At 71.5% G+C, this 19,641-nt stretch carries 19 protein-coding genes; 7 read left to right on the top strand and 12 right to left on the bottom strand.

Annotated features, from left to right (window positions below; genetic code table 11):
• Positions 1-181: 181 nt before the first annotated feature.
• Positions 182-856 carry a hypothetical protein gene (locus AB0J66_RS08210; RefSeq protein WP_364657163.1) on the bottom strand — a complete coding sequence of 225 codons (675 nt, stop codon included), beginning with the start codon at positions 854-856 and terminating at the stop codon, positions 182-184.
• A 75-nt stretch (positions 857-931) separates the two neighbouring features.
• Here AB0J66_RS08210 and AB0J66_RS08205 point away from each other — a divergent pair, with 75 nt between their 5' ends.
• The 4 genes from AB0J66_RS08205 to AB0J66_RS08190 all read left to right on the top strand — a co-directional run bounded on the left by AB0J66_RS08205 (position 932) and on the right by AB0J66_RS08190 (position 4,636).
• Positions 932-1,417, top strand: coding sequence for a DinB family protein (locus AB0J66_RS08205; RefSeq protein WP_364657160.1), 486 nt, complete (start codon positions 932-934; stop codon positions 1,415-1,417).
• Between the two features lie 72 nt (positions 1,418-1,489).
• A complete protein-coding gene (locus AB0J66_RS08200) occupies positions 1,490-2,509 on the top strand; it encodes a YbhN family protein (protein WP_364657158.1) in 1,020 nt (339 codons plus the stop codon).
• A 24-nt stretch (positions 2,510-2,533) separates the two neighbouring features.
• Positions 2,534-3,112, top strand: a complete 579-nt coding sequence (locus AB0J66_RS08195) for a sugar O-acetyltransferase (protein ID WP_364657155.1) — start codon at positions 2,534-2,536, stop codon at positions 3,110-3,112.
• Positions 3,113-3,136: 24 nt separating this feature from the next.
• Positions 3,137-4,636, top strand: a complete 1,500-nt coding sequence (locus AB0J66_RS08190) for a GGDEF domain-containing protein (RefSeq protein WP_364657153.1) — start codon at positions 3,137-3,139, stop codon at positions 4,634-4,636.
• On the opposite strand, the gene AB0J66_RS08185 is transcribed toward AB0J66_RS08190, so the two are convergent.
• From AB0J66_RS08185 to AB0J66_RS08170, 4 genes are read right to left on the bottom strand one after another with little or no spacing between them, the layout of a single operon-like run.
• Positions 4,629-6,116 (bottom strand): alpha-N-arabinofuranosidase, encoded by a 1,488-nt coding sequence (locus AB0J66_RS08185; RefSeq protein WP_364657151.1) that lies wholly within the window; start codon positions 6,114-6,116, stop codon positions 4,629-4,631. The genes AB0J66_RS08190 and AB0J66_RS08185 overlap by 8 nt on opposite strands.
• A 9-nt stretch (positions 6,117-6,125) precedes the next feature.
• Positions 6,126-6,977 carry a carbohydrate ABC transporter permease gene (locus tag AB0J66_RS08180; RefSeq protein WP_364657149.1) on the bottom strand — a complete coding sequence of 284 codons (852 nt, stop codon included), beginning with the start codon at positions 6,975-6,977 and terminating at the stop codon, positions 6,126-6,128.
• The gene (locus AB0J66_RS08175; RefSeq protein WP_364657146.1) at positions 6,974-7,906 is read right to left on the bottom strand and encodes a sugar ABC transporter permease; all 933 of its coding nucleotides are present in this window, start codon (positions 7,904-7,906) and stop codon (positions 6,974-6,976) included. Before AB0J66_RS08175 ends, AB0J66_RS08180 begins: the two co-directional genes overlap by 4 nt.
• A 2-nt stretch (positions 7,907-7,908) precedes the next feature.
• A complete protein-coding gene (locus AB0J66_RS08170) occupies positions 7,909-9,264 on the bottom strand; it encodes an extracellular solute-binding protein (RefSeq protein WP_364657143.1) in 1,356 nt (451 codons plus the stop codon).
• Positions 9,265-9,482: 218 nt separating this feature from the next.
• On the opposite strand from AB0J66_RS08170, the gene AB0J66_RS08165 reads away from it, so the two are divergent.
• A complete protein-coding gene (locus tag AB0J66_RS08165; RefSeq protein ID WP_364657141.1) occupies positions 9,483-10,544 on the top strand; it encodes a LacI family DNA-binding transcriptional regulator in 1,062 nt (353 codons plus the stop codon).
• Here the strand turns inward: AB0J66_RS08165 and AB0J66_RS08160 are convergent.
• The 7 genes from AB0J66_RS08160 to AB0J66_RS08130 all read right to left on the bottom strand — a co-directional run bounded on the left by AB0J66_RS08160 (position 10,531) and on the right by AB0J66_RS08130 (position 17,325).
• A complete protein-coding gene (locus AB0J66_RS08160; RefSeq protein ID WP_364657138.1) occupies positions 10,531-11,019 on the bottom strand; it encodes a hypothetical protein in 489 nt (162 codons plus the stop codon). The two genes, AB0J66_RS08165 and AB0J66_RS08160, sit on opposite strands and share 14 nt — an antisense overlap.
• 61 nt (positions 11,020-11,080) lie before the next feature.
• Entirely contained in the window at positions 11,081-12,166 is a 1,086-nt protein-coding gene (locus AB0J66_RS08155) for a MerR family transcriptional regulator (RefSeq protein WP_364657136.1), read from the bottom strand.
• 23 nt (positions 12,167-12,189) lie between these two features.
• Positions 12,190-13,149: a hypothetical protein gene (locus AB0J66_RS08150; RefSeq protein ID WP_364657133.1), complete on the bottom strand. Its 960-nt coding sequence runs from the start codon at positions 13,147-13,149 to the stop codon at positions 12,190-12,192.
• A gap of 88 nt (positions 13,150-13,237) precedes the next feature.
• On the bottom strand, positions 13,238-14,539 hold the full coding sequence (locus AB0J66_RS08145) for a HAMP domain-containing sensor histidine kinase (RefSeq protein WP_364657130.1): 1,302 nt from the start codon (positions 14,537-14,539) through the stop codon (positions 13,238-13,240).
• On the bottom strand, positions 14,532-15,212 hold the full coding sequence (locus AB0J66_RS08140) for a response regulator transcription factor (RefSeq protein WP_364657127.1): 681 nt from the start codon (positions 15,210-15,212) through the stop codon (positions 14,532-14,534). Before AB0J66_RS08140 ends, AB0J66_RS08145 begins: the two co-directional genes overlap by 8 nt.
• A gap of 67 nt (positions 15,213-15,279) precedes the next feature.
• Complete coding sequence (locus AB0J66_RS08135; RefSeq protein WP_364657125.1) at positions 15,280-16,305, bottom strand: M15 family metallopeptidase; 1,026 nt, start codon at positions 16,303-16,305, stop codon at positions 15,280-15,282.
• 60 nt (positions 16,306-16,365) lie between these two features.
• A complete protein-coding gene (locus AB0J66_RS08130) occupies positions 16,366-17,325 on the bottom strand; it encodes a zinc-binding dehydrogenase (RefSeq protein ID WP_364657123.1) in 960 nt (319 codons plus the stop codon).
• A gap of 58 nt (positions 17,326-17,383) precedes the next feature.
• Between AB0J66_RS08130 and AB0J66_RS08125 the strand changes: the two genes are divergently transcribed.
• Positions 17,384-17,803, top strand: coding sequence for a MarR family winged helix-turn-helix transcriptional regulator (locus AB0J66_RS08125; RefSeq protein WP_364657120.1), 420 nt, complete (start codon positions 17,384-17,386; stop codon positions 17,801-17,803).
• 224 nt (positions 17,804-18,027) lie between these two features.
• Positions 18,028-19,629: a LuxR C-terminal-related transcriptional regulator gene (locus AB0J66_RS08120; RefSeq protein WP_364657117.1), complete on the top strand. Its 1,602-nt coding sequence runs from the start codon at positions 18,028-18,030 to the stop codon at positions 19,627-19,629.
• The last annotated feature ends 12 nt before the right edge of the window (positions 19,630-19,641 follow it).

Here is a 19,641-nt window from a genome sequence, read left to right as displayed (position 1 = left end):
AGCAGGTGGTCGCGAGCAGCGTGCCGTCGGGGGAGAAGCTCACGCAGTCGGTCCGCTCGCCGGCCTCGGCCTCGGCCACGGTCCGGCGGTTCGCCAGGTCGAACAGCACCAGCCGTTCGGGGTCGGCGCCCGCGGCCAGAAGCAGCCCGGGCCGTCGCGATGATGAGCGGCTCCACTGTGGTCAGCCGTTGGCCGGGAAGGCCGCGCCGCCGGCGAGGGCCAGGACGGCGTCGCGGCCGCCGGTGGCGTCCAGCCAGCGCTGAACGCGGCACGCGGCCTTCGAGTACACCTGCTCGTCGGCGGTCGCGGCGTCGAGCCACGCTCGCAGGGTCTCGGGCAGCGGGCCGTCGAACGGGACCCGGCAGTGCTCGCCCAGGTAGCGGGAGTCGCCCGAGACGACGACGGCCAGGCCCTCGTCGAACCACTGCGGCGCGTCGCGGTCGAGCCGCTCGTGAAGCTCGACGTGCGCCATCTCGTGCGAGGCGATCACCGGGTCGAGCCCGCGCGGCGACAGCATGACGGCCCGGTTCAGCACGGCCACACCCTTCTCACCGCCGCCGCCGATCCGCTGGTAGCACTTCTCGGTGAAGCAGGCGACGAGGCGCGGCGCGGAAGCGCGGCTCCCGTAGAACGCCTCCACCCGCCGCCGCGCGTCAACAGCGAGGGCCACAAGCTGCCCCTGCTGTACGGCTGTGAGCCCGCGCTCCCCGTACACGCCCTCCGCCACGCGCTTCATCCCGTAGCAGCCCGGACAGGCCGTCGCCGCCACCGACGGGTACGCGACCACCAGCCCGCCCACCGTCAGCAGCACCACCAGCAACGCGCCGGCCATCAGCCACCGCAGCCGCTTGCGCATCCGGTGATCCTAGGGCATTTGCCGGATCCGCAACTTCCCTTGCGGGCGCGCCCCAACGGCAACGACCCTGGCCCGATGGTCACCAGAAAGAAGGACGCCGGCCCGGGCTTCGTGGGCACGGACGAGAGGAGCAGCCTGCTGGGTTTCCTCGACTACCTGCGCGCCTCGATCGCGGGGAAGGTCGCGGACGTGCCCGAGCCGGCGGTACGCACGGGCGGCGTGCCCTCGGGCACGAACCTGCTGGGGCTGATCAAACACTTGACGTATGTCGAGCGTTTCTACTTCCTCGGCGAGCCGATCACCGCCATGCGCCGCACTCTACAACCGACCCGGAGCGAGACCGTCGACGGGCTCCTCGCCGGCTACCGCCGGGCCGCCGAGGAGGCGAATGCGGTCGTCGCCACCTGGGACGACCTGACGCTCGAGGCCCCGCGCCCGCCCGGCCGGGCCCTGCCGCCGACCCGCCGCTGGGTCCTCACCCACATGATCGAGGAGACCGCCCGCCACGCCGGCCACGCGGACATCCTGCGCGAGCAGATCGACGGCAGCACCGGCCGCTGACTCCGGAGCGGGCGGAAATCGGTGGTGAAATGTCAGCAGACGCCCGATCCGGCCGAAGCGGAAGATGTGACCGTGACCAGCCCGACCGCCGCGCGTGCCTGGATCCGGCGGGGTCTGGTCGCCGCGGTGACCGGGTTGTTCGCGGTCGAGCTGGTGCTCGGCTGGTCGTCCCTGTCGTCGGCGTTCTCGCAGCTCAGCGCGCCCCACCCGGGCTGGCTGGTGGCCGCGTTGGGTGCGGAGATGGCGGCCATGGGGGCGTACGCCCGCATGCAGCAGTTCCTGCTGCTCTCGGCCGGCCTGCGCGTGCCGATCCGTAAGAACGTCGCCCTGGCCTACGCCGCGCATTCGCTCAACGAGACGCTGCCGGGTGGGCCGGCGTTCTCGACGCAGTTCAACTATCAGCAGCTGCGCCGGTTCGGGGCCACGCCGGCGGTCGCGTCGTGGTGCATCGCGCTGTCGGGTGTCCTCTCCACCGCGGCCCTGGCCCTGGTCACCGCGGTCGGGGCGCTGGCCTCGGACGGCACCCCGCACTGGTACAGCCTGGCCGGGCTGGCCGCGCTGACCGGGCTGATCGTCCTGGGGATCCGCCAGGTGACCCGGCGGCCGGACTGCGTGGAGCCCCCGGTGCGGGCCGTGCTGGCCCGGGTCAACCGGCTGCGCCGGCGGCCGCCGGAGCAGGGTCTGGAGCCGGTGCGCGTGTTCGTCGCCCAGCTCGGCTCGGCCCGCCTGACGCCCGGGCTCGGCACTGCTGCCGCCGTGTCCGCGGTGCTCAACTGGGGGCTGGACGCGGTCTGTCTGTGGTTGTGCCTGCGGGCGGTCACCGGCCAGCCGATCGACGGCACCGAGGTGCTGCTCGCCTTCTGCGCGGGCATGGCGGCCGGCACGGTCACGATCGTGCCCGGCGGGCTCGGCATCATCGACAGCGCCCTGATCCTCGGCCTGGTCGCCGGTGGCGTGGAGACGGCCACCGCGATCGCCGCCGTGGTCCTCTACCGCATCATCAGTTTCGGCTTCATCATCGGGGCCGGGTGGGTCAGCTGGCTCGTCATGCGGCGCCGGCACCGGGCCTACCTGGCCACCGCTCCGGGCTGAGAAAGACTGTGTACGCTCGTACACATGGACGGACGCTCGATGCGGGAACGCATGCTGGCCGGCGACCTCTACCGGGGCGCCGACCCCGAGCTGGAAGCCGAGATGCTGCACGCGATGGTGCTGACCAAGCAGTTCAACGACAGCGACCCGCGCGACGGCGAGGGCCGCCGCCGGGTGCTGCGCGAGCTGCTGGGCTCGATCGGCGAAGAGGTCGACATCCGCCCGCCGCTGCGGGTCGACTACGGCCGCCACCTGCATGTGGGGGACCGGTCCTTCATCAACTTCGGGCTGACGGCCCTGGACGTGGCCGAGATCCGCATCGGCCGGGACGCCCAGATCGGGCCCAACGTGCAGCTGCTGACGCCGACCCACCCGGTCGAGCCGGAACCGCGGCGGGACAAGTGGGAGGCGGCCCGGCCCATCACGATCGGCGACAACGTGTGGATCGGGGGCGGCGCGGTGATCTGCCCGGGCGTGACCATCGGCGACAACTCGGTGATCGGCGCCGGCGCGGTCGTCACCAAGGACATCCCGGCCGACGTGGTCGCCGTCGGCAATCCGGCCCGGGTCCTGCGATCGGTGCATGGTAATCCTCAGGCCTGAGCGGCGGCGACCGATACCGCAGAGGTGAACCGTCTTCTCCGCGATCCGCTCATGCTGGCGGCCGTGCTGTGGACGCTGGCCGGTGTCGGGATGCTGTGCTCCCTCGACCACGCCAACGACCAGGTGCGGGCCTTCTGGGCGTTCCAGCCGCCGCTCGACGCGCTGCTGGCCTGGTCGGCCTGGCGGGTGCACCGGATGGCGACCGGGGCCATCCGGCGGTTCTGGCTGGTGATGACGGTGGCCGGCGTGCTGTTCACCGTCGGCGACACCACCCAGGCGATCACCGCCCTGACCGGGCACGGTCAGACCACGACGGCCGGTGGGGGAGTGCAGGGGCTGCTGTTCGCGGTCGGCCTCGGCGCGATCATCGTGGCGATGCTGCTGTACCCGCTGCCGGGCAGCTCGCGGCAGGAGAAGATCGCGTTCTGGCTCGACTCGTCCACCGTGCTGGTGGGCGGGGCCGTGGTCGCGTACTGCTTCGCGATCGAGCCGTCGCAGCACGACGGGACGAACGTCGCCGGCACCCTGGCCGCCGGCTGCGTCATCCTCACCGCGAGCTTCGCCGCGGTGAAGCTCATCCTCAGCGGCAACGCGCCGCTGCACAAGGCCGCCGCCGCTCCGATGCTCATCTCGGCCGGCGTGAACTGCGTCAGCTTCTTCCTGGAGCCCAACGACGACGGGTCGCTGCCCACCTACGTCTTCGTCATGCGCCTGCTGCCGTCGCTGCTGATCACCTTGGGCGCGCGGCTGCAGGAGAACGTGGCCCGCTTCGACGAGCAATCGGCGTTCGGCTCGCGCCGCCGCCGTTCCTACAGCCTCCTGCCGTACGGATCGATCGCCGTCGCCTTCACCACGGTGGTGGCCGAGACGCCGGACGGCCCGCATCCCCGCCTGTGGGGCGCGATGGCCGGCCTCGGCGTCATCGTCGTGCTGGTCGTGTGCCGCCAGCTCAGCGCCTTCCACGAGAACAACCGCCTGATCGACCAGCTCCGCGAGCACGAGGCCCGGCTGCGGCACCAGGCCCTCTACGACGGGCTGACCGGCCTGGCCAACCGCACCCACTTCCACGAGCAGGTCGGGTCGGCCCTGCTGCAGGTCCGGCGGGAGGACGTCTCGCTGCTGCTCATCGACCTGGACGGGTTCAAGACGGTCAACGACACGCTGGGCCACGCGGCCGGCGACGTGCTGCTGGCCGGTGTCGGGTCGAAGCTGACCGCCTGTGTGCGGCCGGGCGACGTGGTGGCGCGGCTGGGTGGCGACGAGTTCGCCGTGCTGCTGCGCGAGTGCGACGGCGAGGGCGCCGAGCACACCTCGCAGCGGATCCTGCGCGAGCTGGCCGAGCCCGTCGTGTTCGAGGACTCGGCCGTGCGCGCCAACGCCAGCATCGGGATCGCCTGCGCCGTCCTCGGCGACGACGTGGAAAGCCTGCTCCGCGACGCCGATCTGGCCATGTACGCGGCCAAGCGCGAGGGCAAGGGCACCTGGACCCGGGCCGTACGGGACGAGGCCGTGCCGGTCAGCTGAACCGGATGGCACTCCACGAGACCGGCGGCAGCGTCACCGTGACGACGCCGTCCGCGACGTGGGTCGCGAGCTCGCGCGGGGTGACCCGGTCGGGCGCGTCCTGGGTGTTGCTCGCCGCCGGATCGTCGTCGCTGAGCACCCAGGCCTCGGCCACCGAGCCGGCCGGCAGCGGGAACGAGAACGACACGCTCTCGCTGCGGTGCCGGTTGACCGCGAAGACCGCCACCTCACCGTCGTCGTGCGTGGCGACCGCGTCGACCACCGGGACCGGGCCGAAGCGCTTGGTCTCGTACGTGGGGGAGTCGACCACCACGTCGAGCACGTCACCCCGGGACAGCCGCGAGGTCAGCGCGAACGGGTGGAAGATGGTCTGCCGCCAGGCCGCGCCGTCGGGCTCGGCGCGGATCGGGGCGATCACGTTGACCAGCTGGGCCTGACAGGCGGCGGTCACCCGGTCGCTGTGCCGCAGCAGCGAGATGAGCAGGCTGCCCACCACGACCGCGTCGGTCACGTCGTAGCAGTCCTCGATGACCCGCGGCGCCACCTCCCACTCGGTGACGGTGGCCTGCTGCGCCTGGTGCCGGCTCAGATACCAGACGTTCCACTCGTCGAACGAGATGTTGATCCGCTTGCTCGACTTCAGGCGGGCGCCGACGCTGTCCGCCGTGGCGACCACGCTGTCGATGAAGTGGTCCATGTCGACCGCCGAGGCCAGGAACGAGTCGACGTCGCCGTCCAGCGGCTCGTAGTAGGCGTGGGCCGAGATGTAGTCGACCTGGTCGTACGCCAGCTCGAGCACCTCGGCCTCCCACGCCCCGAACGTCGGCATGGACGAGCCCGAGCTCCCGCAGGCGATCAGCTCGGCCTCCGGTTGCGCCGACCGCAGTGCCCGCGCCGTCTCGGCGGCCAGCCGCCCGTACTCGTACGCGGTCTTGTGGCCGGTCTGCCAGGGCCCGTCCATCTCGTTGCCGAGACAGAACATCGAGATGCCGTACGGCTTCTCCGACGCGTTCCGGCGGCGCATCTCGGCGAAGTGCGTCCGGTCGGGCTGGTTGAGGTACTCGTGCACGTCGAGCGCCTCCTGGACGCCCCGGGTGCCGAGGTTGAGGGCGTACATCACCTCGACGCCGGCCTGGCCGGCCCAGCGCATGAACTCGTCCACGCCGACCTCGTTGGTCTCCAGGCTGTGCCAGGCCAGATCGCGGCGCACCGGGCGCTCGGCGACCGGGCCGATGCCGTCCTCCCAGCGGTAGCCGGAGACGAAGTTGCCGCCGGGGTAGCGGACGAGCGAGACTCCCAGCTCGCGGACGAGGGCGAGCACGTCCTGCCGGAAGCCGTCGGCGCCGGCCGACGGGTGCGAGGGCTCGTAGATGCCGCCGTAGACGCAGCGGCCCATGTGCTCGACGAACGAGCCGAAGGTGCGGCGCGAGACCGGGGCGACGATGCGGGTGGAGTCGAGCTGAAGTTTGGCGTTGAGCACCTGGATTCCTTACTTGAGGCTGCCGACGGCGAGACCGCCCTGCCAGTATTTCTGCAGGGTGAGGAAGGCGACGATCAACGGCACGATCGAGACCAGCGAACCGGTGATGATCAGGTTCCACAGGGACTGGCCGCCGCCGTTGTTGGAGCTGGCCAGCTGCTCCCACAGCCCGATGCCGACCGTGATCGGGTACAGCTTGGAGGTGGAGAGCATGGTCAGCGGCAGGAAGAAGTTGTTCCAGGTCGACACGACCGACAGCAGCAGCACGGTGATGACGCCGGGGCGCATCAGCGGCAGCGCCACCCGGACGAAGGTGCGCAGCTCGCCGGCGCCGTCGATGCGGGCCGCGTCGAGCAGCTCGTCGGGCACGGAGGCCGACGCGTACACCCGCATGAGGTAGACGGCGAACGGGCTCAGCAGCGACGGCAGGATGACGGCCCAGACGGTGTCGGTCAGCCCGGCGTTCGACATGAGCACGAAGGTCGGGATGACCAGGGCCGTCAGCGGCACCATGACCGAGCCGAGCACGGCCGCGAAGACCAGGTTGCGGCCGCGGAAGCGGAACTTCGCGAAGCCGTAGCCGGCCAGCACCGAGATCACCGTGCCCCCGAGGCCGCCCGCGCCCGCGTACAGCACGGAATTGCCGAGCCAGCGCAGGTATTCGCCGTTGTTGTAGGTGAACAGGTCGCCGAGGTTGCCGAAGAAATGGAAACCGTGGGAGAACCACAGTGCCCCGTGGCCGGCGAACAGCCCCTCGGCGTTCTTGGTGCTGGCCACCAGCAGCCACCACACCGGGATCAGGAAGTAGAACACCAGGGCCAGAAGAAGCAGTTTGGCCCAGACGTGGCGGGGTCTGGTCACGTGAAGATGCTCCCCTTCTTGCGGGTGGCGAACATGAAGATGCCCACCGCCAGGAAGACCACGAAGCCGAGCGAGAACGAGATGGCCGAGGCGTAGTTGAACTGCGCGTAGCGGAAGGCGAGGTTGTACGCGTAGATGTTCGGCGTGAAGTCGGGCGTGACCGACCCGTTGGCGATCGGGCCGAGGATCTGCGGCTCGGTGAAGAACTGCAGCGTGCCGATGAGCGAGAAGACCAGGATCAGCACCAGCGCCGACGAGACCATCGGCACCTTGATGCGGAAGGCGATCTGCCGGGCGCTCGCCCCGTCGATCCGGGCCGCCTCGTAGATCGAGGTGTCGATGCTGCGCAGGGCCGCGTAAATGATGATCATGTAGTAGCCGGACCACTGCCAGGTGACCACGTTGAGCAGGCCGTAGAAGATGTTGCCCTGGCTGAGCAGGAACGGCGCCCGCACGTCGAACGCGGTCGCGATCTGCTCGATCGGGCCGAAGCTGGGGCTGTAGAGAAAGCCCCACATGAGCGCGCCGAGCACGGCCGGAATGGCGTACGGAAGGAAGATGACCAGCCGTGAGAAACGGGCCAGGCGACCGGTCACCTCGTCCAGCACCAGCGCCGCGACCAGCGCCACGATGATCTGCAGGGGGATCACCACGACGCTGAACCGCAGCACGAACCAGAGCCCTTTACGGAACGACGGGTCGGCGAAGGCACGCGTGTAATTGTCGAAGCCGGCGAAGGTCGTCCCGGTCGCCAGCCCCTTGGTCCAGAGACTCAGATAGCCGGCGTAGAACAGCGGCGCCACCAGGAAGGCCAGGAACACCACCAGGAACGGCAGGATGAAGAGCCAGCCCGCTGTTCTTCTCCGGCGCTTGGTTCTCGGCGCCCTTTCCTGCCGTACGGCGGCCGGCGCCGTCTGGAGCTGAGTCATGGTCACTTCACCTGGAAGCCCTGCGACTTCGCGTACTGGACGATCTGGTTGTGCAGGTCGGTCGCGGCCTGCTCGCCCAACGTCTTGCCCTCGTTGATCTTCACGATCTGGGCCTGCAGCTGCGCGTAGTAGTAGACGGTGAAGGGACTGTAGGTGGCGCCCTTGTAGGCGTTCTCGGCCGGGATGTAGATGTCCTTGTTGGCCGTCTGGCCGTTGAAGAAGTCGACCTTCGCGTTGACGAACTCGTCCGAGGTCAGCACGCTCTGGTTGAGCGGGAAGATCGTCTGCGTCTTCCAGCCGTCGGTCAGGGACGCCTCGTCGGCGTAGAGACCCAGCGCCACCTTGGCCGCGTTCGCCCTGTCGGCGGCCTGGCTGGTGACCGCGAAGGCCGAGCCACCCCAGTTGACGCTGACCGGGCTCGCCGCGTCCCACTGGGGCAGCGGGGCGACCGCGAACTTGCCCTTCTCCTTGCCGTTGCCGACGCCGGCGCCGGTCAGATAACCGGGAGCCCAGGCGGCCGAGACGTAGGTGGCGTACTTACCGCCGACCATGCCCGCGATGTAGTCGGTGGTGAACTGGTCCTCCTTGCCGACCAGCCCCTTCTTGGACAGGTCGCCCCAGAAGCCCAGCACGTCCTTGGTGGCCTGGTCGTCCAGCTTCACGGTGATGTTCTGCTTGTCCGCCAGGTCGTAGACGAACGGCTGCGCGCCCTTCTGGATCATCAGCGCGGTCGTCACGGCCGGCACGTTGCTGCCGAAGTCGCCGAAGACCGGCCCGCCGGCCGCTTTCACCTTGGCCGCCGACTCCGCGTACTCGGCCCACGTCCTCGGGGGTTTGATCTTGTACTTGTCGAAGACGTCGGTGCGGTAGATCAGCGCCATCGGCCCGCCGTCGACCGGCGCCGCGAACACCTTGTCGCCCTGCGAGACGTCCTTCCAGGCGCCCGCGCTGAAGTTCTTCTTCACGTCGTTGGCCCCGTACGGAACCAGGTCGACCAGGGCGTCCTGGATCTCGAAGCCGACGAGCTGGTCGGCCTCGAGCATGATGACGTCGGGCGCGCCCTTCTTGGCCGAGATGGCGGTCTGGAACTTCTCGTACTCGGGCTGGCCCTGGCCGGCGTTGGTCCAGCAGACCTGGACGTCGGTGTGCTGGTTGTTGAAGTTGTCGACGACCTTGGCCATGTTCGGGTACCAGGCCCAGACCAGGACCCGGGGCGCGGCCTCGTTGACGATCTTGTTGGTGCAGTTGGTGGGCTTGGCGGCGGTTCCGGTGTCTTTGTCATCGCCGCCGCATGCCGCCATTGCCGTGAGCAGCGCGAGGCTCATCGTGGTGGCGGCGGCTCTGGTCAGGATTCGCATGGTCCGGTCTCCTGTTCACGGGCGCGCCGAAATAACCGACGGTGACGTCGGCGCGATCTATGGATCTGGAGCCGAATGGCGGGGGAGTACACCACTCGTGGGGGTCGGTGTGATGTAGATTGCGCTTTGCAGCGCTGCAAAGGACTATGCCCCGGCCGTTCGGCTCTGGCAAGAGGCAACCTGCCGGAAATATTCTCGTGAAAATTTCAGGGGGGACCATGCGCGAAACTACGCTCCGTGATGTCGCCGAGCTGGCCGGCGTCTCGCCGCGCACGGTCTCGAACGTGGTCAACGGCTACGCCCGCGTCACCGACGCCACCCGCGAGAAAGTGGAACGGGCCATCGCCCAGCTCGGCTACCGGCCCAATGTGCTGGCCCGCAACCTGGCCACCGGCCGCAGCGGCCAGATCGTCGTGGTCGTGCCCTATCTGGACACCCCGTACTTCGCCGAACTGCTGCAGGGCATCATCCCGGCGGCGCGCAAGGTCGGCTACAACGTGCTGGTCGACCAGACCGACGGCGACCGCGACCACGAGGGCGAGCTGATCGGCCGCGGCTCGCGGCGCTTCCTCTTCGACGGCATGATCTTCAGTCCGCTCGGTCTCTCCCAGGAGGACCTGGCCGTCCGGGATCCCGACCTGCCCCTGGTCGTGCTGGGCGAGCGGTCCTCGGACGGCACCTTCGACCACGTGGGCATCGACGACGTGGCCGCCTCGACGGACGCGGTGGCGCACCTGATCTCATTGGGCCGGCGCCGGATCGCGGCCATCGGCGACCAGCCGTACCCCACGGGCGAGGCCGCGCAGCTGCGCACCCAGGGCTTCCGGGCCGCGCACGCGGCTGCCGGCCGTCCGGTCGACGAGTCTCTGATCATCAGCACGGCCCGCTTCAACCGCGCCGACGGCGCCACCGCCATGGCCGCCCTGCTCGACCGGGCCGACCCGCCGGACGCGGTCTTCTGCTACAGCGACCTCGTCGCCTCCGGCGCGATCCACGCGCTGCACCAGCGCGGACTGCGCGTGCCGGAGGACGTGGCCATCATCGGTTACGACGACATCGAGGACGGGCGCTACAGCAGCCCGACGATCAGCACGATCCAGCCCGACAAGAGGGCCATCGCCCAGATGGCCGTCGACCGCCTGATCAAACGCATCGCCGGCACGGAGCCGGTGCCCGGCCTGGACTTGCGGGCCGAGCACCGGCTGATCGCGCGGGAGAGCACCCTGGGCGCCGCCAGGGCCTCCTCTTCCCGGCCGCCACCGGGCACTACTTCTTCTTGACCACCACCAGGCGCGCGACGGCCTTGTCGCCGTCCTTCCCACCGGCCACGCCGACCTCGGCCCCGTTCTTCAGCTCGCCGCGGACAGTGAGCTTCTCGCCCCTGCTCCACGTGAGCGCGAACCCGTCGCTCGACTTGACGCTGATGGTCTTGTCGTCGCTCGCCGTGACCGTGCCCCGCTGCACGACGATGGTCCTGGTTCCGTCCTTGCCCTGCACGGCGATCTCCCCGTGCAGGGTGTTCTGCCGCAGGTAGGCGCGGCCTGCCTTCCGATGCCCCTTCTCCTTGGGGGCCTTGCTCTCTGGTGCCGCCGAGGCCGAGGCGGACGGTGTCGCCTCGCCAAGTCCGACCGCCGTCAGCGCGTACGTTTCATCAGCGAGATCCGCCGTCGCGGCCGGGGCGCCGCACCCGCTCAGCGCGAGCATCCCGGCCACGCCGGCCGCCGTCATCGCCGTCACCATCCGCAAACGTGTCATGCCGTCGACTCTCCGCCCGGCCGGCGTGCGCCGCGTCAGGGGAATGTTCGGGTTGTGTAAGTCAGGCGATGAGCAGGCGCAGACCCAGGTCGGCCTCGTCGAGGGTGGTCAGCGCGTGGTTGCGGGCGGACCAGCGGCCCGAGGCCAGGTCGTCGCGCAGGGCGGTGACCGCGCGGTGCTCGGCGGCCGGGCCCACGCGGGTCCAGACGGAGACGGCGCGGCGGACGTCGTCCTCGAGGTAGGCCTCGGGGCGGCGCCAGTAGGCCTCGAAGAAGCCGTCGGCGCAGTCCCAGGGAATGGGGACCGGTCGCGTACGGGCGTCGATCGCGGCGGCCAGATCGGCCAGCGACGGGCGGCCGGTGAGCAGGCCGGCGAACTCCGGCAGGTAGTCGCGCGTCAACCAGAACCGGTCGAGCCAGCCGGGGCTGTCGCCGTCGTAGGTGAGGACCACGACGCGGCGGGCCACGCGGCGCATCTCGCGCAGGCCGGCGACCGGGTCGGGCCAGTGGTGCACGGTGCTGACGGCCATCGCGGCGTCGAACGACTGGTCCTCGAAGGGCAGGTTTCCGGCGGCGGCGGCCACGCACGGGGCGGCGCCGGGCGGGCGTTGCGCGCGCATGACGGCCGACGGCTCCACGGCGGTGACGTCGCGGTCCGGGGGCTCGTAGGAGCCGGTGCCGGCGCCGACGTTGAGCACCGTGCGGGCGTCGCCCAGGGCGTCCCAGATGCGGGCGGCGATACGGGGTTCGGTTCGGCGGGTGGCCGGGTAGGCGGCGCCGATCACGTCGTACAGCATCTTCAGTTGATCCTTCGGGGTTGACCGGCTTATCTCGTGATCGATGGCCGTGATCATGGCGTCGGCCCGGGCCCGCCGCTCCACCAGCAGGCCGCGCAACCGGCGCAGGTGGGCCACGGCATCGGTGGCCGGGTCGTCGACCAGGGCGGCGATCTCGCGCAGCCCGAAGCCGAGCCGCCGGTAGGCCAGGACCTCCCGCAGCCGTTCCACGTCGCCCGCGGAGTAGGCCCGGTGGCCGGCCGCGGTGCGGGTGGACGGCCGCAGGAGGCCGATCTCGTCATAGTGGTGCAGCGTGCGGACGGTCACGCCGGCCAGTTCGGCCACCCGTCCCACGGTCAGGTTCTCCGCCACACCGGAGACTATGGGGCATCACGTCACGTGAGGGGCAAGGCCGAGGCCACGAGCTCCTGGTAGGCGGCCACGCCGTCCGGGTCGAGATAGCCGCCGGCCGGGACCGAGGAGGCGCCGAGATACCAGTTGTCCATCTGCCAGTAGGCGACGACCCGGAAGTTGCGGGCGGCGAGCCACGTGCGGGACGCCCGGATGGCCGGGCCGCGGGACGCGCGGACGCCCTGGTCGTCGTCGATGCCCCACTCGGGCAGGGTGAGCGGGCGGCCCAGGCCGGAGAAGGCGTTGTACCAGCGCAGCATGCGCGGGTCGCTGCCGACGCTGACCGGGTTGTCGGGCTCGCTGCCGCGGGTGCTGGCCTGCCAGTAGAGGTCGAAACCGTAGGCGTCGGCCGAGCCCGCGGGCACGATCCAGTCCTGGATCTCGCGGTCGCCGCCGGTGCCGTTGTTGGTGACGTTGGGCGAGCCGGGCCGCCACTGGTACGACATGTGGATCGGCACCACGTTGATGCCCGGGTTGAGACCCTTGGCGATCAGGTAGACGTGCGAGAACGCGGCCACGAACTGCGTGCCGGTCATGTCGTCCTCGGGCTCGTGGAAGTACGTGAGGAAGCTGCCCGGCGGCATCGCGGCCGCGATGTTCGCGATCTCGCTGTCGCAGGCGCCGAGCGCCACCGCGGCCGGCGTGCAGGACGTCTTGAACGAGTACCAGAGGATCGCGCCCTGGTTGGTGTGGCAGTCGACGGCGTCGGCCGGGGGCAGCTGGCCGGCGTTGGCGAAGACCCGGCGGATGCCCAGGTTGCCCAGGTGGGCCCGCTCGTCGAGGAAGCCGGCGCAGGTGTTGCCGCTGCCGACGACGTCGTTGACGGAGGTGGTGGCGCCCACGGCCAGGGTGGGCAGGGCGGCCGCGGCGGGGGCGGTCGTTGCGGTCAGGACGAGCGCGAAAACCGCGGTGGCGGCCAGGGCTCGGTGCAGGACAGGTGGCATGCCGCGAGCGTAGGCAGCGTCATCGAAAGCCTTAGATGCGTGAATGAGTGACGACGGCGGCTCACGCCAATTCGGGCGGGTCCGGCGGTCACGCGGTGGGTAGCGTGATGCGGAACTGGGCGCCGCCCTCCGGGGCGTGGCCGGCCTCGATGGCGCCGCCCAGGCGTTCGACGAGGCGGGCGGCCAGGGCCAGGCCGAGGCCGCTGCCGGTCGGGCGCTCGTGCCGGTAACGCTGCTGCAGCGCCCCGCGCTGGAAGGCGACCGCCAGATCCTCGTCGGTGAAGCCGGGGCCGCCGTCGCGGACCTCCACAGTGGCGTCCCGCACGGCCAGGATCAGCGGCGCCTCGGGGGGCAGGACCCGCAGGGCGTTCTCGCACAGGCCGTCGACAACCTGGCGGATGCGGCCCGGATCGGTGACGACCATGACCGGCCGCTCGGGCAGCTCGGTGGTCAGGCGCGGGCCGAAGCGCGGCGCCCACGCCTCGGCCGCCGAGCCGACCAGGTCGGCCAGGTCGACCGGGACCAGGTCGACCGGCAGGTCGGCCGCCTCCAGGCGGGACAGCACGAGCAGGTCGGAGATGAGCCGGTCGAGCCGGTCGGCCTCGCCGATCATCGTGCGGCCGGCGCTCTCGGCCGGGACCATCCCGTCGGCCAGGGCCTCGGCGTAGCCGCGGATCGTGGCCAGCGGCGTACGCAGCTCGTGCGAGACCGACAGCAGGAACTCACGTTCGCGGCCCTCGCTGCGCTGCAGGGCGGCGCCGAGCTGGTTGAGCGCCGTCGCCAGCTCGGCCGCCTCGGCCGGTGGGCGCACGGCCAGCCGTACGGAGCGGTCGCCGGCCGACAGCTGCTTGGCCGCCAGCGCCGCCTGCCGCAGCGGCCGGGCCACGAAGTGGGCCAGCAGGGCGCCCGCCACCACGCCGCCGAGCAGGCCGGCCAGCAGCGCGAACCAGACCCCGCCGAGCACCCGCGCGGCCGTGCCCGAGCCCGCCTTACGGGTCAGCACGACACCGGCGTCGTTGCCGGTCAGCGGGCGCCCCGAAATCAGCACCGCCGTGCCGCCGACCATGCCGCGGGAGTCGACGGCCTGCCCGGCCGCGATCTGCTCGACCACCCGCGGCGGCAGGCCCGGCCGGTCGGCGGCGCCGCGGCGGATCAGGTAGACCGCGATGCCGTCGTCGCGCAGCCGGTTCACGATGCGGGTCCGGGCCGGCGCCCGCTCGCTGGTCAGCAGCTCGACGGCCAGGGCCGACTTCTCGGCCAGGTCGGCCCGGGCCGCGTTGTCGGCGGAGCGTACGGCTATGGGCAGCGCGACCAGCGCGGTGACGATGACCGAGACGACCGCGGTGGCCGCGGTGACCAGGACCGCCCGGCCGGTGAGGGTCCTAATCATGGGCGGTGTAGCCGACGCCGCGGACCGTGCGGATCAGGTGGGCGCAGTCGCCCAGCTTGGCCCGCAACTGGGCCACGTGGACGTCGACCGTGCGGGTCCCGGCGTGCGACGCGTACCCCCACACCCCGGCCAGCAGCTCCTCGCGGGTGAAGACCCGGCCCGGGCGGCGCAGCAGATGCCCGAGCAGGTCGAACTCGGTCGCGGTCAGGGTGAGCGGCCGGCCCGCGACGGTGACCAGCCGGCGCCCCGGGTCGAGCGAGACCGGGCCCAGCTGCCGGACCCGGTCGCCCTCCCCGGGCCCGGCCGCCCGGCGCAGCAGCGCCCGCACCCGGGCCACCAGCTCGCGCGGGCTGAACGGCTTGGTCAGGTAGTCGTCGCCGCCCAGCTCCAGCCCCAGAATCCGGTCGACCTCGTCGTCGCGGGCGGTCAGGAACACCACCGGCGTCCAGTCGCCGTCCTCGCGCAGCCGCCGGCAGATCTCGGTGCCCTCCAGGCCGGGCAGGGCGATGTCGAGCACGCAGGCGACCGGCCGTAGCTTGCGCACCGCGGCCAGCCCGGCCGGGCCGTCGTGCTCGACATGCACGCCGAAGCCGTCGCGGGCCAGATAGAGCCGCACCAGGTCGGCGATCGGCCGCTCGTCCTCGACGACCAGGACCAGCCCTTTCTCCGTCACCGGCCCATTGTGCCCAAGCGGACGGCCGGGCGATGTTCGGGCAATGTAAGACCTGCCGTACCGGGACTCAGCTGCCGGTGATGGACCAGTGCCACGGCTCCGACGGCAGGTTCACGAAGCCGTACTCGTCCGCGTGCTGCTGCAGCCACTTGAAGGCGGGGCTCTTCGACGTCAGGCTCTTGCCGCCCGACGTGATGTCGACGGCCAGGCCGAGCTCGTGCAGCGAGCGGCCCGGGACCGCCGTCGGCACGCGGCACGACGACGACGGCGCCGTATAGACGTCCGGGCAGCCGTTGATCTTGCGGAGCTCGATCTGGCGCTGCTTGGTGCGGAAGCCGCCGCCCGAGATGGCGATGCCGGCCTTCTTGGCGTCGTCGACCATGCGCCGGTAGGCGAACGAGACGCTGTGGTGCACCGTCGTGCCGTACACGACGACCGTGTCGGCCGTGGTGAACACAGGCCGGACCGCGGTCACCGCGCTCTTGCTGACCGCCGCGGCCTGGGCGGCCAGCTGAGCCGGCGTCTTCAGCGCGGCGATCTTCTGCTGGGTCAGCACCACCGCCGCCGAGGCCGACTTCACCGAGTTGTTCGCCGTGGTCACCGCGGCGGTCGCCGCGGTCGCGGAGGACCGGGCGGTGGTCAGGGCCGTCGCCGCGTCCCGGGCCTGGGTGGTACGCAACGTGAGCGTCTTCTGTGCGGCCGTGACCCCGTTCCTGGCGCTGGTGCGGCCCTTCGGCTTGGCCTTGGACAGCTTCTTCTTGGCGGCGGCGACCGCCGCCTTGGCCGCCGTGACCCGGGTCTTGGCCGCCGTGTCGGCATTGGTGGCGGCGGTGACCTGGTTCTGGGCCACGGTCAGGGCCGCCGTGGCCTTGGTGACCTCGGCGGCGCGGGTGGTCACGGTGGTGCGCTGGGTGGCCAGGGTCTGCCGGAGCTGGGCGCCGGTCGCGGTCACCGTGAGGCTCTGGTACATCAGGCTCGTCCAGCTCTGCGCGGCGGCCGGGACGGCGGCCTCGGCCGGGGACGACATGATGGCGGTGGTGGCGAGGGCGGCAGCCACGATCGCGGTCGCTCGGGTTCTCTGTCGTTTCGTCACCCGACCAAGATGTTGTCGCCGGGGTGCAGTCCCCGGCTCGTCCCGGGTGCAAACAGGGTGTCAGGGCACCACGACCACCACCTTGCCGCTTACGTTGTTCTCCTCGATGTCGCGGTGGGCGTCCCGGATCCGCTCGAACGGATAGACCGTGGCCGGCCCGAGGTCGAGCGTCCCGGCCGCGATCCGGTCGAGGCTGTCCTGCAGCACGGCCGGCGGCAGCGAGGTCGCGTCGCCGCTGTAGCCGGTGAGCCGCACGCCGCTCGGGATGTAGCCGATCGCATAGAAGTCCGGGATGATCCACTGGTTCGACAGCATCCCGGCGAAGCACACCGTTCCGTGCACCCGGGTCGCCGCGAGCGTGTCCGGCAGCGTCGGCGTGCCCACCAGTTCCAGCGCCGCGTCCACTCCCTCGGGATAAAGCTCGCGCACCTGTCGCGCGACCTGCCCGTCGTCGAGCAGCGCGTGATCCTTGATCTCCTCAAGGCGCTCCGCCTGGCGCGTGGTGGCCAGGACCGTCGCGCCCATGCCGCGGGCCAGCGCCGCCGTCGCGTACCCCAGGGCCGAGGTCCCGCCCCTGATCAGCAGGGTCTGGCCTTTCTTCAGGTCAAGACCGACAGCCAGGGAGCCGTACGCGGTCTGAAGCGTCTCCGGCACCGCGCCCACCGTCGCCCACGGCAGGGCCGAGCTGAACGGGATCACCTGCCGTCGCGGCACCACCGTGTACTCGGCGTAGCCGCCGTCGAAGGAGCGCCCCATCCCGCCCATCATCGCCACCACCTGCTGCCCCCGGACCAGGTCGGTGCCGGGCGCCTCGTCGACCACCCCCACGGCCTCGATCCCGGGGACGACCGGGAAGCGCGCGTTCTCCGCGTACCCCAGCCGCAGGTGCAGCTCGGACCGGTTGATCCCGAAGGCCTTGACCCGGATCCGCACCTGGCCGTCCTTCGGATCCCGCAGCGGGATGTCGCGGATCTCGAGGTTCTCCACCGGCCCGGGCGCGCTCAGCACGATTGCTCTCATGCCTCTTAGTTTCCACGGAATTGGTTTCCATGGAATCATTTTTGCTACGATGTGCGGCGTGACACAGAAGGTGCGCTGGGCGCATGACCTCGTCCGCCTGGAGATCGTCCTCTGGGATCACCTGGACGCGCGCCTCAAGCAGGCCCACGACCTGCCCCTGGCCAGCTTTGAGACGTTGTGGGTGTTGCGTGACCGCGACGTGGCCCGCGTCGGCGACCTGGCCCGCGAGCTGCGCATCACGATGGGCGGCGCCAGCAAGCTGGCCGACCGGGTCCGCGCCGCCGGCCTGATCGAGCGTACGGCCGACCCCGGCGACCGCCGGGCCAGCCGGATCAGCCTGACCCCGGCCGGCCGGGCCATGCTGGCCGCCGCCACCGCGACCTACGACGCCGCCGTGACCGAGCTGCTTGCCGGCGCGGTCACCGACGGCGAGCTGGCCGCCATGCACCGCGTGATCACCCGGATCCTCGAGCTATGAGCCGAGCTCCCGCGTGCAGGCGGTCGTCGTCGTGTGCAGCCGGCCGACCGTCGACTCGATGAGCTCCTCCCTTGGAGGCGACCCGGGCACTGCGCCGCCGGATCACCCGCGCCGCGGTCGTGGACTGGCCGGTGAGCGCATCTCTGAGGTGTCACTCGTTGGTCACTAGTCCTCTACTGCGGGGTCCTAGCTTCTCCGTAGATCAAGCAGGGAGAGGGGGCGCGATGAGCGCGATCATCGAACGGGAGAGGGACCGGCGGCGCCGGCGCCGCAAGGTGCTCCGGTGGGCGGGCCGCGAGCCGGCCGACGGCGGCGGCCTCGTGGCCGAGGTGCGCCGCGCGTTCGAGCACGGCTGGCACGAGCGCGCCGAGACCCTGCTCGACGGCGGCGTCGGGACGGGTGACGACTTGCACGTACGGGCCTTGCGGGCCCGTTTCGCGGCCCGGCCGCAGGGTGCGGTCAGTGCGATGACCCGCGCCGCGGCAGACCTGGCCGAGGCCGGCGAGCACGGCGCGGCCCTCGAGATGTCGGGCGCGGCGGCCGCGCTGGCACTGGTCACCTGGGACGTGACAGCCGCCGAGCCGCTGCGCGCAGTCCTGGCCGCCGCTGGGCCGGTCAGCAGCAGCGACCCGGCAGCGGTGGCCGTGCGAGCGGTCGCCGATCGGCTGGCGCCGCCTAAGAAACGCGACCTGGTAGCAGTGGCGGTGGGGGCGGTCGCTGATCGGCGGCCACCACTCACGGAAGGCGGCCCGGCGGCGGTCGCGGCGGGGGCGGACAATGACCGGCTGGCGCCGCTTGAGATCGGCGACCCAGCAGCGCTCGCCGATCGGCCGGCGCCGGCCGGCAGCGTGGATCCGGCAAGTGGGGGCCTGGCCGGCGGGTTGGCTGCGCTTGCGCGCGGGGAAGCGGTGGCGGCCGGGGATCTGCTCGGGGCCGAGGCGGCGGCGCTGCGCCGGGGCGGGCGGCTCGGGGTGCTGGTGCACGTGCTGGCGTTGCGGGCGCAGGCGGCGGTCGAGGGTGGCGACTGGGCCGCCGCGGCGGGGGCTGCCACCGAGTGCCGGGTGCTGGCCGAGCGCACCGGTCAGCCGGTCTGGCAGGCCTGCGCGACCGCGGTGATCGCCCTGGTCGAGGCGGTGCGCGGGGACGGCGAGAGCGCGGGCCGGCACGCGGCGGAGGCCGAGGTCAACGGGGGCGCGCTGATCGCCACCACCGCGCGGTTCGCCCGTGGGGTGGCATTGTTGAGCGCCGAGCGCTACCGCGACGCGTACACCGTCTTGCTGCCTTTGATGGCCGGCCCGCGGCCGCGGGACGCCGACGGGCATGTCGCCGAGGCAGCGCTGCGATGCGGGGAGCGCATGCCGGAGACAACCGATCTGTACGCGCGGGCGCTGGCCGAGGGCGACGAGGAGCTGTTCGTGCGGGCGCGGGCAAGCGCCCCATCGCCGTGGGTGACGGCGCGCGTCGACCTGGAGTACGGGAGCTGGCTGCGGCGGCAGCGCAGGGTGACCGAGTCGCGGTTACCGGTCGAGTCGGCCCGGCACACGTTCGAGGTGCTCGGGGCGTCCACGTGGGCGCGGCGGGCCGGGCGGGAGCTGCGGGCGTCGGGCGGGGCGCCGAGCGGGGTGCTGTCCGCGCAGGAGTGGGAGATCGCGCGGTTCGCGGCCGACGGGCTGTCCAACCGGGAGATCGGGCAGCGGATGTTCCTGTCGCCGCGCACGATCGGCTCGCACCTCTACCGGATCTTCCCCAAGCTCGCGGTGACGTCGCGGGCGCAGCTGGCCGGCCGGATCCTGGCTGTCACGAACGAGCCGGCTACCTGGTCCTAGCGGTATGGCTGT

Source organism: Actinoplanes sp. NPDC049598 (assembly GCF_040675435.1).
GTDB lineage: Bacteria > Actinomycetota > Actinomycetes > Mycobacteriales > Micromonosporaceae > Actinoplanes.
The sequence above is the reverse complement of the archived record's forward strand: the minus strand, read 5'-3'. Positions and strand labels throughout refer to the sequence as shown.

Coding starts and splice junctions, on each gene's coding strand:
- AB0J66_RS08145 (WP_364657130.1), bottom strand. CDS start 14,539: ATGATTAGGACCCTCACCGGCCGGGCGGTCCTGGTCACCGCGGCCACC.
- AB0J66_RS08165 (WP_364657141.1), top strand. CDS start 9,483: ATGCGCGAAACTACGCTCCGTGATGTCGCCGAGCTGGCCGGCGTCTCG.
- AB0J66_RS08160 (WP_364657138.1), bottom strand. CDS start 11,019: ATGACACGTTTGCGGATGGTGACGGCGATGACGGCGGCCGGCGTGGCC.
- AB0J66_RS08195 (WP_364657155.1), top strand. CDS start 2,534: ATGGACGGACGCTCGATGCGGGAACGCATGCTGGCCGGCGACCTCTAC.
- AB0J66_RS08170 (WP_364657143.1), bottom strand. CDS start 9,264: ATGCGAATCCTGACCAGAGCCGCCGCCACCACGATGAGCCTCGCGCTG.
- AB0J66_RS08210 (WP_364657163.1), bottom strand. CDS start 856: ATGCGCAAGCGGCTGCGGTGGCTGATGGCCGGCGCGTTGCTGGTGGTG.
- AB0J66_RS08175 (WP_364657146.1), bottom strand. CDS start 7,906: ATGACTCAGCTCCAGACGGCGCCGGCCGCCGTACGGCAGGAAAGGGCG.
- AB0J66_RS08120 (WP_364657117.1), top strand. CDS start 18,028: ATGAGCGCGATCATCGAACGGGAGAGGGACCGGCGGCGCCGGCGCCGC.
- AB0J66_RS08150 (WP_364657133.1), bottom strand. CDS start 13,149: ATGCCACCTGTCCTGCACCGAGCCCTGGCCGCCACCGCGGTTTTCGCG.
- AB0J66_RS08205 (WP_364657160.1), top strand. CDS start 932: ATGGTCACCAGAAAGAAGGACGCCGGCCCGGGCTTCGTGGGCACGGAC.
- AB0J66_RS08130 (WP_364657123.1), bottom strand. CDS start 17,325: ATGAGAGCAATCGTGCTGAGCGCGCCCGGGCCGGTGGAGAACCTCGAG.